This is a genomic window from Actinoplanes sp. L3-i22 (assembly GCF_019704555.1).
In the GTDB taxonomy this organism is placed as follows: domain Bacteria; phylum Actinomycetota; class Actinomycetes; order Mycobacteriales; family Micromonosporaceae; genus Actinoplanes.
Genome location: NZ_AP024745.1, coordinates 1,179,966 through 1,195,667, shown reverse-complemented (window position 1 = coordinate 1,195,667; position 15,702 = coordinate 1,179,966). Strand labels below are relative to the sequence as shown.

General features: G+C 69.0%; 14 protein-coding genes. 7 read left to right on the top strand and 7 right to left on the bottom strand.

Annotated features, from left to right (window positions below; all coding sequences use genetic code 11):
• Nucleotides 1-200 precede the first annotated feature (200 nt).
• Nucleotides 201-1,892 carry a cellulase family glycosylhydrolase gene (locus L3i22_RS05525; RefSeq protein ID WP_255657972.1) on the bottom strand — a complete coding sequence of 564 codons (1,692 nt, stop codon included), beginning with the start codon at nucleotides 1,890-1,892 and terminating at the stop codon, nucleotides 201-203.
• A gap of 495 nt (nucleotides 1,893-2,387) precedes the next feature.
• On the opposite strand from L3i22_RS05525, the gene L3i22_RS05520 reads away from it, so the two are divergent.
• On the top strand, nucleotides 2,388-2,975 hold the full coding sequence (locus tag L3i22_RS05520; protein ID WP_221325914.1) for a hypothetical protein: 588 nt from the start codon (nucleotides 2,388-2,390) through the stop codon (nucleotides 2,973-2,975).
• 3 nt (nucleotides 2,976-2,978) lie between these two features.
• Here L3i22_RS05520 and L3i22_RS05515 read toward each other — a convergent pair whose 3' ends face one another.
• From L3i22_RS05515 to L3i22_RS05505, 3 genes are read right to left on the bottom strand one after another with little or no spacing between them, the layout of a single operon-like run.
• Entirely contained in the window at nucleotides 2,979-3,593 is a 615-nt protein-coding gene (locus L3i22_RS05515; protein WP_221325913.1) for an N-acetyltransferase, read from the bottom strand.
• 25 nt (nucleotides 3,594-3,618) lie between these two features.
• On the bottom strand, nucleotides 3,619-5,226 hold the full coding sequence (locus L3i22_RS05510) for an APC family permease (RefSeq protein WP_221325912.1): 1,608 nt from the start codon (nucleotides 5,224-5,226) through the stop codon (nucleotides 3,619-3,621).
• Nucleotides 5,223-5,864 (bottom strand): GPP34 family phosphoprotein, encoded by a 642-nt coding sequence (locus L3i22_RS05505; RefSeq protein ID WP_221325911.1) that lies wholly within the window; start codon nucleotides 5,862-5,864, stop codon nucleotides 5,223-5,225. The genes L3i22_RS05510 and L3i22_RS05505 overlap by 4 nt, the downstream gene beginning before the upstream one ends.
• Before the next feature lie 250 nt (nucleotides 5,865-6,114).
• On the opposite strand from L3i22_RS05505, the gene L3i22_RS05500 reads away from it, so the two are divergent.
• From L3i22_RS05500 to L3i22_RS05490, 3 genes are all read left to right on the top strand, one after another.
• Nucleotides 6,115-6,963 carry a helix-turn-helix transcriptional regulator gene (locus tag L3i22_RS05500; protein WP_221325910.1) on the top strand — a complete coding sequence of 283 codons (849 nt, stop codon included), beginning with the start codon at nucleotides 6,115-6,117 and terminating at the stop codon, nucleotides 6,961-6,963.
• 41 nt (nucleotides 6,964-7,004) lie between these two features.
• Complete coding sequence (locus tag L3i22_RS05495; protein WP_221329796.1) at nucleotides 7,005-7,220, top strand: DUF397 domain-containing protein; 216 nt, start codon at nucleotides 7,005-7,007, stop codon at nucleotides 7,218-7,220.
• Nucleotides 7,221-7,468: 248 nt separating this feature from the next.
• Complete coding sequence (locus L3i22_RS05490) at nucleotides 7,469-8,266, top strand: serine protease (protein WP_255657971.1); 798 nt, start codon at nucleotides 7,469-7,471, stop codon at nucleotides 8,264-8,266.
• Nucleotides 8,267-8,416: 150 nt separating this feature from the next.
• Here the strand turns inward: L3i22_RS05490 and L3i22_RS05485 are convergent, their stop codons facing one another.
• Together L3i22_RS05485 and L3i22_RS05480 are read right to left on the bottom strand one after the other, a co-directional pair.
• Nucleotides 8,417-9,595: a hypothetical protein gene (locus L3i22_RS05485; protein ID WP_221325908.1), complete on the bottom strand. Its 1,179-nt coding sequence runs from the start codon at nucleotides 9,593-9,595 to the stop codon at nucleotides 8,417-8,419.
• Between the two features lie 93 nt (nucleotides 9,596-9,688).
• Nucleotides 9,689-10,111, bottom strand: coding sequence for a hypothetical protein (locus L3i22_RS05480; RefSeq protein WP_221325907.1), 423 nt, complete (start codon nucleotides 10,109-10,111; stop codon nucleotides 9,689-9,691).
• Nucleotides 10,112-10,407: 296 nt separating this feature from the next.
• On the opposite strand from L3i22_RS05480, the gene L3i22_RS05475 reads away from it, so the two are divergent.
• Nucleotides 10,408-12,231 carry a sensor domain-containing diguanylate cyclase gene (locus L3i22_RS05475; protein ID WP_221325906.1) on the top strand — a complete coding sequence of 608 codons (1,824 nt, stop codon included), beginning with the start codon at nucleotides 10,408-10,410 and terminating at the stop codon, nucleotides 12,229-12,231.
• A 123-nt stretch (nucleotides 12,232-12,354) separates the two neighbouring features.
• Complete coding sequence (locus tag L3i22_RS05470) at nucleotides 12,355-13,503, top strand: helix-turn-helix domain-containing protein (RefSeq protein WP_221325905.1); 1,149 nt, start codon at nucleotides 12,355-12,357, stop codon at nucleotides 13,501-13,503.
• Nucleotides 13,504-13,507: 4 nt separating this feature from the next.
• Here the strand turns inward: L3i22_RS05470 and L3i22_RS05465 are convergent, their stop codons facing one another.
• Nucleotides 13,508-14,917, bottom strand: a complete 1,410-nt coding sequence (locus tag L3i22_RS05465; protein ID WP_255657970.1) for an LVIVD repeat-containing protein — start codon at nucleotides 14,915-14,917, stop codon at nucleotides 13,508-13,510.
• A gap of 106 nt (nucleotides 14,918-15,023) precedes the next feature.
• On the opposite strand from L3i22_RS05465, the gene L3i22_RS05460 reads away from it, so the two are divergent.
• Nucleotides 15,024-15,674, top strand: a complete 651-nt coding sequence (locus L3i22_RS05460) for a DUF305 domain-containing protein (protein WP_221325904.1) — start codon at nucleotides 15,024-15,026, stop codon at nucleotides 15,672-15,674.
• Nucleotides 15,675-15,702: the final 28 nt, after the last annotated feature.

Here is a 15,702-nt window from a genome sequence, read left to right as displayed (position 1 = left end):
TGGCGAGGCGCCGGGCTGGGGGCTGGGGAAGGTCGTCGGGCTGCGCAGGCGGAGTGCGGGGCTGCGGGCTGGGCTGGGCTGGGGCTGCGGCGCGGGAGCGCGGCGCTGGAGCGCGACGCGGGAGTGCGCGCGCTGTTGGGGTGGGCCCAGCCGTGGCGGCACCGGCCCCGATGCTGCCACGGCTGGGGGTTCGGGGATGGTCAGAGCGGCGTGCCGCTGACCGTGCTTCCGGTCCGGGTCACCTCGTAGCTGACGGTGGCGCCGCTCCAGAAGATGAAGGTGAGTTTGACCGGGGAGGCTTCGTTGACCTCGGCGAAGAAGGCCGGCGTCAGGGTGATCGTGTCGAGCGCGTAGTCCGGGGAGAACGTGGCGTCGTACTCCTTGTACGGGGTCCAGCTCTGCGGGCCGGCGCTGGCGCCGTCGGCGTACGTGGCGGTCATCGTGGCCAGGCGGTCGCCGTTGAACGCGGCGGGCAGGGTGAACGCGGCCGTGGTGCCGGCGGCCGCGGTGAGGACCGGCGTGTCGTAGCTGAGTACGTCCAGGCGCCAGGGGATGCCCCGGGTGAAGTGCACGGACAGGGAGCTCCGCACGCCGTACCCCCGGTCTTTGAGCAATCGCGTGAGCAACCCGGCAGTGAGCGTGAGTTGATCGCCGGAGACGGAGTAGTCATGGCCGCGGCGCAGCGCGGTGTGGCCGCGGAAGAGGCCGGCGAAGCCGGTGCCGTTGAGGTTCAGCCTGATCGTCTTGGCGGTGATCGGCGCGGCGGCGGCGTTGAAGACGAGGTCGCTGTCGGCGGTGCCGGAGCGGGTGCGCCAACTGGACCTGAGCTGGGCGAAGAGTGCCGGGTCGCGCCAGGTCAGCGTGGTGCGGTCGAGGTGCTGGCCGTTGTCCCAGAGCATCGTGGTGACCCGGTTGATCCGGGCCTGGTGGCCGAACAGCTCGAAGAACTTGAGTTTTTCGCCCTGTTCGATGGTGCCGGTGCTGCGGTCGAAGCCGAGCAGGCCGTATTCGCCGATGATCACCGGGATGCCGTGGGCGACGAACGTGTCGTGCACGCGCTGGAACGTGCCGAGCAGGTCCTGCTGCGCGGTGGCGTCGAAGCGGTAGCCGCCGGCGATGTTGACGCTGAACGGCCAGTAGCCGTAGTAGTGCACGGTCGCGATCAGGTTCGGGTCGTGCAGCGCGGTGAACGTGCCCGCGAGCTGGTCGAGGTAGACCTGGTCGGCGTTGGTGTGCAGGGTCGGCAGCACGAGCAGGCGCTTGGCGTTGCCGCCGCCGGAGCCGCGCACGATGGTGTGGAACGACGTGTTGAGCTCGTCCAGGAACGGCCCGTCGCTGACGAACTGCGGCTCGTTGAGGCTCTCGAAGACCAGGCGCGGCGAGGCGTCGCGGAACGCCGCGGCGACCTGGGCCCAGATCGCGTCGTAGCGGGCCAGCACGGCGTCGTGGTCGTTCGGCATGGTGTTGACCCACTGCCACGAGTCGTGATGAATGTTGATCATCACGTAGAGGCCGTCGCCGAGTGCCCAGCCGACCACCTCCTCGAGCCGGGCCAGCGCCGCCGGGTCGATGGTGTAGCCGGGGGCCGGGCCGAGGTGCTGGCTCCAGGTCACCGGGATCCGGATGCTGCGGAAACCTTGGGCGCGGATGCCGGCGAGCAGCTCGGGCGTGACCCGCGGATTGCCCCACGACGTCTCGTCGGCGCCGGTCGCGTCGAACGTATTACCCAGATTCCAGCCGGGCTGCATGGCGTCGACAGCGGCCTGGGCGTTGCCCTTCGAGGCGACCGGAGCGCCCGGAGCGGTGGCAGGAGCGGCCGGAGCGGCGGGGGCGGCCTGCGCCGCGGTGGGCGCGGCCAGGGCCAGGACAGCGGTCAGAGCCAGGCTTAACAACCTGCCGAGCATGGCGCTCCTTCGAGAGTACGGAGGCTTGGTCTCGGCAGATTATGTTCGGACGCTGAACTATGTCAATCGGTGGACATGGATGCGGGCCACCTCGGCGGCGGGGGGACTTACGCCTACCGGGATGGCCCGCAGTGTCCAGCCATGTCACACCGACTCCGTCGTCGAAGGAATCCCGCCACGTCGCACATAGGCGAACCCTCCGCGTTCAGCGCACGGAGTCCAGTACTCGGAGTATTCCGCAAAAAGGCCGACTCACGGAATACCGAACCTTTTCTTGAGCACTTTTCGGCGAGATCTTGAGCGGGTTCAACATGGCCAACCACCTGCTTGTTTGCAAGTTGCACGCAATTCCAGGGGCCACCCTCCTTTCTGGAATTTGGCACACTAATTTGCCGGGTACGCATTGTCCCGGAGCTATTGCTCTTCGTACTCTGATGGTCAACTGTCATCGATCGACATAAGTGCGAACGAAGCGGGGCAGCCATGCTGATCAAAGTCATCGACCAAATCACCGACGCGGAGCAGCTGGAGGCGGCCTGGACCCTCTACCTCGAAGCTTTCGAGGAGCTCAACTCTCTTGCGGTACAACGACACCTGATGTATCGCTCGGAGTTCGACGAGGTGATGCGGGACCCGAGGGTCGACAAGTACCTCGCTCTGGAAGCCGACGGGACACTCATCGGACTGTCCTGTTACACGAACAACCTGGAAGCCATCCCGTTGATCGCGCCGCAGTACTTCGAGCGGCACTATCCCGATGACTACTACGCCAAGCGAATCTGGTACATCGTGTTCGTCGCGGTGAAGCCGGAGGCCCAGGGCCAGGCGGCATTCGCGTTGATGTCCGAGCAGATGTACCTCGTCGCCGCCACCCAGAACGGCATGGTCGGCCTGGACCTGTGCTCCTACAACAACGACGTACGGCGCATGTCCCGGGTGTTCCGGCTGCTGATCGGCCGGCTGTGCAACTTCAACATGACCTTCAAGCAGATCGATCAGCAGTCGTTCTGGCTCTACAACTTCCCGGCTGTCGCGGCGGAAGGCGTTGCCGAGCTACCCGACGCGGCGTGACGGTCAGGCCATAGGCATCCTCCACATCGACCACAGCGGAGGACCGTCGGGCAGGTTGATGACCGTCCGGATCTGATAGCCGTGCCGCAGGTACAGGTCACGGTTACGCGGGTCGTTGGCCTCCAGGTACGCCGGGAGGCCGGCGTGGTCGAGCCGGGCATGGTGGCGCTCGAGCAGAGCGCTGCCGATGCCCCGGTTCTGCGCATCCGGGCGGACGGCCAGGAACGCCAGGTAGTGATGCGGCTCGTACGGGTGGTGCTCCTCCAGCGCGGCGTCGAGCCGGCAGGCCCGGTCGAACGCGTCGCCGGCCGCCTCCTTGAGCCGCCGCTCGTAGTCCACCGGCGGCGGGATGAGCGAGGTCAGCGGGAACCAGAGCGCCACGCCGTTCAGCCGGCCGGTGTCCGAGTCCGCGGTCGCGTAGACCTCGCCGTGACGAGCGGCGTGCTCCACGAAGATCTCGAAGTAGTGGGGCGCCTCCTGACGGCGTACCTCCTGGTCCGGGTGGAGCCATTGAGCCACCGGACCGTTGCGCATCGCCTCGGCGACGAGATCCGTGATCTCGCCGGTGTCAACCGGGGTGACATTCCGGATGACCAGTTCCTGGATGGCGTACGTCATCGAAGTCCTTTCTCAGGTATTGCCCTCACCAGGAGGGATAGCCACCGCTTCGGGAGCCCACCGGTGCCGGAGGCAGCGCGTGCGGGAACTCGCTCTCGATGGACTGGAAGTTGACTCTGGTGTCGGCGCCGCGCCCGATCGCCGCGTACACCTCAGGTCTGATCTTTCGCATGACCAGGGCCCAGCAGAAGCCGATCAGCGCGACGCCCGCGTAGGCCACCGGCACGATCCAGTTGAAGATCGAGTCGCTGGAGACCTGCAGCAGCTGGCCGAAGCCGATGATCGTCGCCGCCAGCACGATGGAGAGCAGCAGGAAGGCGATGAACGGCGCGATGTACGCCCGCCAGACGCTCTCCCCACGTCGTCCACGTTGGAAGAACGCGATCACCGCGGCCGAGGCGGACCACATCAGGATCAGCACGCCGAGGCCGCCGATCGTGGTCAGCCAGGCGAACAGGTAGAGCAGCGGTTCGAGCCCGAGGACCGCGTAGGTGGTGATCACGACGAGCGCGAGGATGCTCTGGGTGATCGCGCCGACCAGCGGCGCACCGGTCCGCGGATGGGTGTAACCCCAGGCCGACGGCAGGACACCCTCGCGGCCGAGAGCGAACTGGTAGCGCGCGACCGCGGCGTGGAAGGCCAGCAAGGCGGCGAAGACACTGGTCATGAAGAGCACGTAGCCGACGTCCACCAGGGCGCCCGGCAGGTGCGGCGAGACCAGGCGGAAGACCAGGTCGGTCTGGTGCTCGGCGGCGACCTGGGTGATCCGGTCCGGGCCGGTGGAGACCGACATGGCCCAGGCCGAGACGCCACAGAGGATGCCGGCGAGCAGAACGGCCAGATGGGTGGCCCGGGCGATGGTCTTCTTCGGGTCCTTCGCCTCCTCGGAGAGCACCACGGTCGCCTCGAACCCGACGAACCCGGCGATCGCCAGCACGAGTAGCGAGCCGACCACCGGGGTCAGCATCGGTGCTGGTGACAGCGTCGCGAAGCTGACGTGACCGCCGGCCGGGTGGGAGACCATCACCAGGTCGTAGAGGAGCACGATGCTGATCTCGGCGACCAGCAGCGCGGCCAGCACCTTTCCGCTGAGGTCGACCCAGAGCATGCCGAGCACGGTCACCAGCACCCAGGCGCCGATCGCGCAGGCGTACCAGGAGACGTTCAGGCCGAGCTCGGCGAAGATCCCCGAGGTCGCGGCGCCGAACAGGCCGAACAGGCCGATCTGCATCAACGAATACGCCGGCAGGGCCACGAAGGCGGCACCGACGCCGACCACCCGGCCCAGCCCGTGGCTGATGTACGAGTAGAACGCGCCGGAGTTGACGATGTGCCGGCTCATGGCCACGAACCCGACGGTGAACAGCGACAGGATGCCGGCCACCACGATGTAGGCCACCGGAACCGCGGTGCTGCCCTGGATCGCGTAGATCGCCGAGATGGACCCGATGATCACGGTGAGCGGCGCGGCCCCGGCGACGCCGAAGAAGACCACCGAGGCGGTGCCGAGCCGGTTCTGCGCCAGCGCGCGGCTGATGATGTCCGGCCCGGCGGTCGCCTTGCGCTGGATCAGCAGCCGCCCGGCCCACTGATCAGTGTTGTTGTGCCGAAGCTGGTGCCGACCGACGCTCATCGGCGACCCACGGTCAAGACCGAGCCGATCGACGCCTCGGTGTACTCGACGATCTCCCGCAGGTCGCTCGGCAGGCCGAAGGCGGCATTGGGCACGTACTGGAAAGCATGGGGGTATTGCTCGAAGCCGTAGAGCACATGCCGGGTCAGGCCGGTCGCCGAGACCAGGCTGACCAGCAACTGGTCGACGATGCTCAGCTCCATGCCGCGGACCAGCAGGTTCGCCAGCCGGGTGGAGGCCCAGGCGGCGGCGTTGCGCTGCTGCGCGCTGTTCGGCATGTAGGTGATCGACGGCGAGCCGAGCATCCGGCGGCGCACGATCGGCTCGACCGCGCCGAGTCGCATCAGACGCTCGCCGACTCGCAAACCGGCGTCCTGGGAGAGAAATGCGAGCCAGGTGCGCACATCGCGGTGCTGCGGCTGGGCAATCAAAAGATCAAGAATGTCATGTTCGAGGGCGTCCGCCGGCGCATGGCGATCAAGTACAAAAAGATCACCATCGGTTACGCCGATGCGGCCCTCTAAGACGAGTTCGGAAAGTAGCGCGGCGGCCAAGCCGAGGCCGGTCGCACGGGGATGCAGCCTGGACCGGCCGGTGCGGTCCTCGTGTGCGATCAGGTAGTACTGGTCAGCCAACACTTGCGCCACGCCCCTTAGACGCCAGTTCCAATGATCAATTCGCCTATGTAGCAAACAAGACAGAACTCGATGTCCTCGGCATCATGTCCCCTACAGCAAGGTCAATGCAAGAAGTACTAGACTTCTTATTCAGGCCCCGCTGCTCAACACCCCCTTCGATGATCATCAATAGTCGATCATGAATGTGGGTACCCGGATCGCGAGGAACACTCGTAATATCAGCCTCCTCAGCACCTTTAGGGAGTCTTAGGTGTCCGATATTGAGGGTCCGACACTGCGTCGTCGCCGCCTCGGAGTTGAGCTCAAACGCTGCCGCGAGGCGGCGCATTTGACCCAGCAGGACGTGTCGCGTCACTTCGAGTGGCACTCCGCGAAGGTGACCCGGATCGAGACCGCCCGGGTCGCGGTGACGCCGCGCGATGTCCGAGATCTACTGACCCTCTACCGGGTCGAGGACGAGGAGTACCGGGAGGCTCTCGTCGAACTGGCCCGCTCGTCGCGGGAGCGCAGCTGGTGGACCGACTACAAGGACATCATGCGGCCGGGCAACTTCGTCGGCATGGAGGCGGCCGCGACGTCGATGCGGTGCTGGGAGCCGATCATCGTGCCCGGGCTGCTGCAGACCGAGGCGTACATGCGGGCACTGATCAGTACCGGACGCTCGGCCGACCCGCCGCAGCGCATCGACCGGCGCATATCACTGCGGCTGACCCGACAGAGCCGGCTGCGGGGGGAGCACCCGCTGGAACTGGCCGTGATCGTCGATGAATCCGCGGTGCGCCGGGTGATCGGCGGCGAAGACGTGATGAATGCTCAGCTCGAACATCTTATTGAAATAGCTAAATTGCCAAATGTGTCATTGCAGATCTTGCCGTTCAGCGCCGGTGAACATTCGTTCCTCGGCGGCGCCGTCACCCTTTTGGAATACCGGGATACCACCCATTTGGATGTTGTCTACCTCGAAGGCATTGCGGGAGACTACTACGAGGAGCAGCCGACTGAGGTTGCCCGGTACAGGCAGGAGTTCGAGCGATTGAGCACCAGGGCGCTCGACCATCGCACCACCATAAAGATGATCGAGAGTCTGTTCGACGCTTAGCGACTCCCGAAACAATCTCATAATGGAGGGAGGTGCTCGAGTTGCTCGCGCACCAGCTCAAGGGTGCCGTCTGGAAAAAAGGCAGTCGAAGCAATGGCAACGGCGGCAATAACTGCGTCGAGGTCGCCATGCTCGAAGAGGGAATCGCCGTCCGTGACAGCAAGAACCGGACAGGCCCAGCTCTCATGTTCACATCGGCGGAGTGGACCGCCTTCGTGGACTCTGCCAAGGACGGCGAGTTCGATATCGCTTCGTGAGCCTACCGATAGGCTCGCACCGACGGAAGAGCAGAACTGAACTTCTTCGGTGCATGATCGAAAAGGGAGCCGCAACACCCGCTCGGGTGTTGCGGCTTTCTGTATGGTCGATATCAGTCAGGATTCACAACCGTTGACATAGAAGTTTGCCGATGCGAGGGTACCTGCACCCGCCTACCCGGCCGGGCTCAGTCGCCTCCACAGAAAAGGACGACCCTCGCATGCGCCTACGTCGCGCAGTCGCAGTCATGGCCGCCGCCGTCGCGGCCACCACCGCAATCATCGCCGGCCCCACCCCCGCCCAGGCGATCACCGCGGTCACCCTCGCCAACACGATCACGCTGAGCAACTGCTCCGCCTCGCTGGTCCGCTACCCCACATCGGTCAGCACCGACCGGGCGATGATGCTCACGAACGGACATTGTTACGAGGGCGGCCTGATCCCGTCCGGCACCGTCCTGCAGAACCGGACGAGCAGCCGCTCCGGCACCCTGCTGAACAGCAGTGGCCGTGCCCTCGCCACGGTCCGCGCCGACCGCATCCTGTACGCCACGATGACCGGCACCGATGTCACCCTCTACCGGCTCACCAGCACGTACTCGACGCTCTCCAGCAACTACGGCGCGACCCCGCTGACCATCTCGGCCGCCCACCCGACCGCGGGCGCCAGCATCAGCATCCCGTCCAGCTACTGGAAGCAGATCTGGAACTGCACGATCAACGGCTTCGTCCCGACCCTCCGCGAGGACGAGTGGACCTGGCACGACTCGATCCGGTACAACGCCGACTGCGACACCATCCACGGCACCTCCGGATCCCCGATCGTCGACGCGAGCAGCGGCCAGATCGTCGGCATCAACAACACCGGCAACGACGACGGCGAGACGTGCACGCTGAACAACCCGTGCGAGGTCGACGCCAACGGCACGACGCACGTGTACCAGGGCCAGAGTTACGGCGAGCAGACCTACTGGTTCACGACGTGCCTGACCAGCACGCGCACCATCGATCTGACCAAGAGCGGCTGTCTGCTGACCAAGCCTTAACCCTTTTCGGCGCCCGGCCGGTGGTCCCCCGGCCGGGCGCGCCGGATTCCTGGCGGTCGCAGTGGTGCACGCGACTCGCGGTCGCCGATCTTTCAAAATCCTTGCGGGTACGACGTCAGCCCCGCACGCAGGCGGCCGATGGCCGGGTGGTCAGGCGACGCGGGCCAGCACGGTGACCTGGGTGGCCGGCGGCGCGGTGACCGGCTCCGGCGGGATCAGGTACTGGACGACGGTCGCGTGTGCCTCGGCCAGGATCGCCTCCTGGCACAGACTCTGCCAGTTGCGGCGGGACGTCTGAGCGTCGCGCCAGGCGCGGGCCTCGGCCTCCACCGCACGGTTCCAGACGGCCTCCAGGTGAGCGGCGGCGGCGCGCTGGATCACCAACTCCTGGGCCACCGGGTGCAGGCGCGCGTTCCAGCCGCCCCGCGCCGTCAGGGCGTCGGCCACCGCGCTGGTGGGGAGCTCGCCACGTTCGGCGGCGGCGCGGACGGCGAGGTGCAGGAAGCGCTCGCGGTCGGCGTACTCGGCGGGGCTGTGGTCGGTGGCGGGCGTGCCGAACGCGGCGGCCTGCCGGCTGCGCCGGACCCGGGTGTCGGCGGCCTGCCAGGCGTGGAACGCGGCGTTGACCCGCTCGGCGGCGGATTCCCAGTGCTCCTGCCAGCGGTCCGCGGCGTAGCCGGCACTCTCCGCGGCGATCCGCACCTCCTCGGCGTAGCGGACCACCCGGACCGCCTCGGCCTCGCGCCGGAGACGTTCCGCGCGCCGGTTCGCGGCCCGGTACAGGAAGCGCCCCAGCCTCGATCGGCGATCGGCGGCACGGTCGGCCGCGGCCGAATCGACGCCGGCGGCCGCGCTCGGGACGGCGGGCCGGATCGGGGCGGCGGAATGGTTCGTGGGTGCGGAATCGGCCGGGCCGGAATCGAGCGCCGCGGATTCCGCGGAAACGGCGTCGACGGCGGTTTCCGGGCCGGCGGAAACGGCGGAGCCCGGCCGGACCGGGCCGGCGGGTGGATTGGCGCAGGTGAGGCCGTCGCGTTCGGGTGGGGGTTCGGCGGCCGAGGTGGGGTAGCGGAATGCCGCGCCGCTCGCGTACTCCGCGGACGCGGCGTCCGAGCGGAAGAAGTCGATCGGGGCGGTTTCGGTCACCACCCGGCGATGGGTGGGGCGGCCGATCAAAAACGTACAGGCGTCGAGGAGGGCGCGGCCCGGGTTGCGGACCCCGGCCGGGCTGGCGAGGACCACCATGGCGGGGACCGTCGCCAGCCACAGGGCGGCCCAGATCGCCACCGGGGCCGGCTCGTGCAGCAGCATTTCGGCAAGCATGTTCATGGGGTCTTCCGTTTCCGCTCGTCTGAGGATTCCGCTGGCCGGGCACGTGCACGCGACCCCCGAGCAGCCGGCGAGCGGCCGTACCCAGGGGTTTCAGGCGGCGGTGCGGGGCGGTGCGCGGGAACCCGCGGCCCCGGCCGAGCGCTGCGCGAACAGGACGCGCGTGCGGTCGGTGACGGGGGTGCCGGAAACCGGCGTGACGAGCGGTGCGATCTCCTCGGGCCCGGCGGCGAGAGCCGGCGCGGCGAAGGAGGCGGCCGGGCCGGAGACGGCGGCGGCGGACGGGGCAGACGCGCTGGAGACGGCTGCGGTGGAGCGGGCGGGCACGCCGGAGACGGCGGAGGCGCCGGCCGGGACGGACGCGGTGGAGATCGCGTACGCGGTGGCGATCGAGGCGCTGTGCGCGGCGGGAACGAAACCGGCCGGGCTCGCGGGAGCCGCGATGAAGGCCAGGAGCAGGGCCAGGAGCGCGGGCAACGACCGGAACACCGAGGTGCGGTGCGCGGTCGTCGTCATGGCTGTCAAGGTAACCGGCCGTTCTGGCCGCCCGCGGGACGCGCCGCGCCGAGCAGCCACGTTCACCCGCAGGTGATCTTCAAAGCACGGGAAGGACCCGGGTCGGCCCCATCGCCCGCGAGGGAGCCGACCCGGGCCGCCGGCGCCGGGCAGCGGCACGGTTCGCGACAGTATGGGGGATTTCCGACCGAAGCAGAGCAGGTACTAAGACCGATTTAAGGGAGTTCGCTCACGTCGGGCGGCAGTGGGCCGATGGGACCATCCGGACCGATCGACGTCCCACGACGGGAGCGAGCATGCGGAGAAGTGCCGGCGCCGCCGACCCCGTGCTGCTCGCCGTGGTGCTGGGCGGCCTGCTGATGTTCCCGCTGTTCCTGAGCGGGCTGGGCGGGAATGCGACGTCGTGGACCCTGCAGACCGTGATCGACGTACTTGATGTCTGGTTTGCATGGAACCTCATGAAACATCCGGATCTTCCGGCATCCGGTCGCCGCTTCTGGCGAGCCTGCATCGCCGCCTGCGGCGCCTCCGCGATCGGCGACGCGTTTCAGACCATTTCGACGTACGCCGGAGCCGGCCCCCAGATCAGCGTCGTCCAGACCGGGTTCGTCGTGACCGGCATGGTGATCGTGGTCGCGGCCACGCTGCGCCACCCGCTCGGCGGCGAGGGCCGGCAGCGCCTGCGGCTGTGGCTGGACGCGGCCACCGTGCTCACCGGTGTCGCCGCGTTCCTCTGGTACTTCCTGCTCGCCGGCGAGCTGAGCGGCCAGGAGGCGGTCGATCGCTGGGGCGCCGCGGCGACTGCCGTGGTGATGCTGCTGATCGCGTTCGGCGTGCTCAAGCTGATCTTCAGTGGCACGGCGCCGTTCACCCGGCTCGCCGGGATGCTGGGCTGCCTGGGGCTGGCCGGCACCGCGCTGGGCGCGTCGGTGGCCGGTGTGCTGTTCGGCGACGAGGTCGACCCGCGGGTGATGTACGTGGTCCAGCTCGTCCCGTGCGTGATCATCCTGGCCACGCTGCGGCTGCAACTGGTGCAGACCCGGCCGGCCGATCCGGCCCGGAGCCACGGTGTCGCGCAGCGGCCGAGCGTGCTGCCGTACCTCGCGGTGATCGCCACCCAGCTGCTGGTGGTCTACGCCCTGCGCGACGGCGCACCGAATCTGCGCACCTGGGGCGTGGCGATCGGCGCGGTGGCGATCACCGCGCTGGTGCTGGGCCGGCAGATCTCCGCGACCCGGGACAACGAGCTCCTGGTCACCGAGCTGGACGGGCAGCGGGAGTGGTTCCAGGCGCTGGTGCAGAACGCCTCCGACATGACCGTCGTGGTCCGCGAGGACGGCCGGGTGGAGTACGCCAGCCCGGCCACCAAGCGGGTGCTCGGCACCGACCCGGCCGACCTGATCGGCACCTGGTTGCCCGGCCGGACCCACCCCGACGACCGGCCGCGGGTGGACCGGCACACCGAGATGCTGGAGGCCAATCCGGGCGTCGGCGTGCACATCCAGGTGCGGTGGCGGCACGCCGACGGGACGTACCGATGGCTGGATGTGATCAGTACCGACATGCACCACAACCCGAGCATCCGCGGCTTCGTGCTGAACGCCCGCGACGCCAGCGAGACCCGCGCGCTGCACGACGAGCTGGAGCGGCAGGCCACCCACGACTCGCTGACCGGGCTGGCGAACCGGATGCTGCTGCAGCGCCGGATCGACGAGGCGGCGAGCGAGCCGGAGCCGGCCGCGGTCAGCATGCTGCTGATCGACCTGGACGGGTTCAAGGCGATCAACGACCAGCACGGGCACCACACCGGTGACCAGGTGCTGGTGATGGTCGCCGAGCGGCTGTCCGGGCTGCTCGGCGCGGGTGAGGTGGCGGCCCGGCTGGGCGGTGACGAGTTCGCGGTGCTGCTGCCCGGGACCGGGGCCGGGGAGGCGGCGAAGCTGGCCGACCGGATCACCACGATGCTCGCCGAGCCCATGATGATCAACAGTCGCTGGCTGACCGTGGGCGCCAGCGTCGGCGTCGCCTCCGGCGGCGCGGGCGACGGTGACCGGCTGCTGCGTGAGGCGGACGCCGCGATGTACCAGCGCAAGCACGGCCGCAAGGCCGCGCTGCCCTGACGACCGGCCGGGGCGCGAGCGCGACAGGCGGCCGGGCGGCGACGCGCCGCGCGGCCGGGCGGGGCGATTCACATCGATGTCGGCAACTGTTACTTTGCGGTAACACGCGAGAAGCAGGTGCCGATGACCGCCGACGTGCTCACCACCCTGGTCCATGCCCTGGCCGGGGATCCCCGGCTGGTCGACGACGTGGTGGCCTCGGCGCGGGCCCAGTCCCCCGAGTCGGCGCGGCTGCCGTCCGCGGAGAGCCGCCGGCACGTGGCCGCGCTGATCACCGCCGGCTGCACGGCGTTCCTGCGGGCCGCCGAGCCGGACGACGAGGACTTCGCGGACGCGCAGCGGTTCGGCGCGGCGGGCGCGGCGCTGGGCGTGCCGGTGGGCGCGCTGCTCTCCGGGGTGCACGGCGGGCGCAGCCGGGTGCTGGAGATCGCGATCGCCCGCGGCCGGGCCGCCGGCCTGCCGGACGACGTGCTGCTGCAGGGCCTGCTGCGGCTGGACCGGTACGGCAACGCGCTGGAACGCAACGTGCTGGACGGCTATCGCACCGCCGAGCGGCAACTGGACACCGACCGGCGCGCGGCCCGGATCCGGCTGCTGCGGCACCTGCTGCTCGGCCCGGACGGGACCGAGGCCGGCGAGGATCTGGGCCGGTTCGGGCTGACCGCCGAGGGCCGCTACCACTGCGTGGTGTCGGACGTGTCCGATCCGGCCCGGGTGCGTGAGCTGGAGCAGGCGTTCGCACGATGCGGTGGGGTGCTCGCCCCGGTCGGCGGGCGGCTGAGCGGCCTCACCCCACGGCTGCCGGCTCGGCTCGACGACCAGGCGCTGGTGGTGAGTACTCCGCCCGTACCGCTGAAAAACGCCGCGGCCGCGCACCGCCTCGCCCTCGCCGCCCTCGACGCGGCTCGCGTCCGGCGGAAGGCCGGACCGCACGGCGTGACCGAACTGGCCGGTGAGACCGCGCTGGCCGGGCAGCCGATGCTGGCCGGCTTCCTGCGCGACGAACTGCTCGGCGCGCTGGACCCGGCCGACGACTTCCACCGGGATCTGGCCGGGACGGCGCTCGCCTACCTGGACCGCGGGCAGCGGCTGGACCTGACCGCCGGATCGCTGCATCTGCATCCGAACACGGTCCGCTATCGCCTGCGGCGACTGGCCGAGCTGACCGGGTTCGGGGCGGCCGGCGAGCAGCTCACCGTGCTGGAGACGGTGCGCTGGTGGTGGGCCCTGTGGGCGTGGCGGGAGGCCGGCCCGCAGACCGGCCTCCCATAAACCATCACCAGGTGAAGAAGTTCTCCTGGGTCTGCGCGTTGAACTGCCGGGTGCGGAACCATGCGGCGCCGCGGAGGCGCCGGTCGTCGATCTTCAGCACGTCCAGGCCCTTCTGGATGTCGCTGGAGTAGACGTAGCCGTTGTACCAGTACGCCGACCAGGAACCGCCGAGGATCATGCGCTCGGTGCTGAGCGGACCCCGCTCCCAGTACGCGATCTCCACCGGCCTGCTGGAGTCGGTGAAGTCCCAGACCGAGATGCCACCCTGGTACCAGGCCTGCACCATGACGTCCCGGCCGGGCACCGGGATCAGCGAGCCGTTGTGGGCCACGCAGTTCTCGGTCGAGGCGTTCTCCCGCGGGATCTTGAAGTAGCTGCGGAAGACCAGCTTGGCCCGCTTGCCCTTGCCGACCAGGTCGTAGATCGCGTCGGCGCCGCGCTCCGGGCCGACCGTCGGGTTGCAGGTCGCGCCGCCCCCGCCGCCCAGCTCGTCGGTGAAGACCACCTTCGTGCCCGCGTTGTTGAACGTCGCCGAGTGCCAGAACGCGAAGTTCGCCGTGTCCCGGACCGTGGTGATCACCTTCGGTGCCACCGGGTTCGAGATGTCGAACAGGGCGCCGTCGCCCATGCAGGCGCCGGCCGCGATGTCCTTCTGCGGGTACGCCGTGATGTCGTGGCAGCCCGTGGTCGGCGAGCTGTCGGCGTCACCCTCGTAGCCGCCGTCCGGGAACAGCACCGGCGTCGCGACCACCGACGCGGCGGCCGGGTTCTTCAGCGGCACCTTGACGATCGAGATCTTGTCGTGCGGCAGCGCGCAGTTCGGCACGCTCGCGCCGGAGAGGTTGTACGACGACACGTACAGATACACCGATTTGTCGCGGCCCTTGCCCGGGATCATCGTCTGGGTGTGCGAGCCGCAGTCGGTCTTGACCGCGGCCAGGTACACCGGGTTCAGCGGGTCCTTGACGTCGAAGACCTTGATGCCCTCCCAGCGCGGGGTCTCGGCCGGCGCGCTGCTCGGCACCGCCGTCGAGTGGCACGAGTCGTCGGTGCGCTGCGAGTCGGTGGCGACGAAGAGCAGGTCACCGTAGATCGACAGGTCGTTCTGCGAGCCCGGGCAGACCACCTGGGTGGCGATCTTCGGGTCCTGCGGGTTCTTGATGTCGTACACCGTGAAGCCGTTGTAGTTGCCGCCGAACGCGTAGGTCCCGCTGAATGCCCAGTCGGTGCTGTAGGAGTTCTCCGCGGCGAACGGGCCGGCCTTGTCCAGGTGGCCGACCTGGGCGATGTTCGGGCTGCTGACGATCTCGTCCACCCCGGGCAGCGCGGTCGTGTCGGCTCGGGCGGGCGCGGCGATCACCAGGCTGGCCATGATCGCGATCGCGGCCGGCCCTCGTGAGGCCAGGTGCTTCATGGAGCTCCTTCCGGCGACGAGCCACCGGCGAGCACCACATGTGAACGTGCGTGCACTGCCAGCGACATCGATGGTTTTGGTTACGATAACCGCCGGAGGGGGATAGATGAATCGGCAATCATGGATGGGTATCGCCGGCGCCGCGTTGATCGCCACGGCCCTGATCGTGGGGCTGCGGCCGGCGCCGAACCGGCCACCCCCGCCGCCACCCGGGCCGCCGCCGGTCCGCGTAGTGCTGCCCGGACGGCCCGGCGAGTCCGCGGTGGTGTCCGACTCTGATCAGGTGCGGGCGCCGGACGGGTCGACCTACAACTCGATCGACGTGGCCTACGCGCAGATGATGATCGCGCACCACGCGCAGGCGATCGCGATGGCCGGGCTCGCCCCGGGCCGGTCCGGCAGCACCGAGCTGCAGGCCCTGGCCGGGCGGATCAGCGCCGCCCAGCAACCCGAGGTGGACGTGCTCCGCTCCTGGTTGCGGGACCGCGGGAAGCCGGACAGCGAAGCCGGACACGACCACTCCGGGATGCCCGGGATGCAGTCCGAGGCGGCGATCAGCGCACTGACCGCGGCCCGGGGCGCGGACTTCGACCGGCGCTTCGTGACCATGATGATCGCCCATCACCGGGGCGCGCAGCAGATGGCCGGCGATCTGCTGCGCGGCGGGTCGGACGCGCGACTGTCCGAAATGGCCAACGAGACGGCGGTCGAGCAGGGCAGCGAGATCAACCGCCTCAACGACCTCAAAATCACCTGAAAACCGCTTTCGGTACGTCGACCGCCCA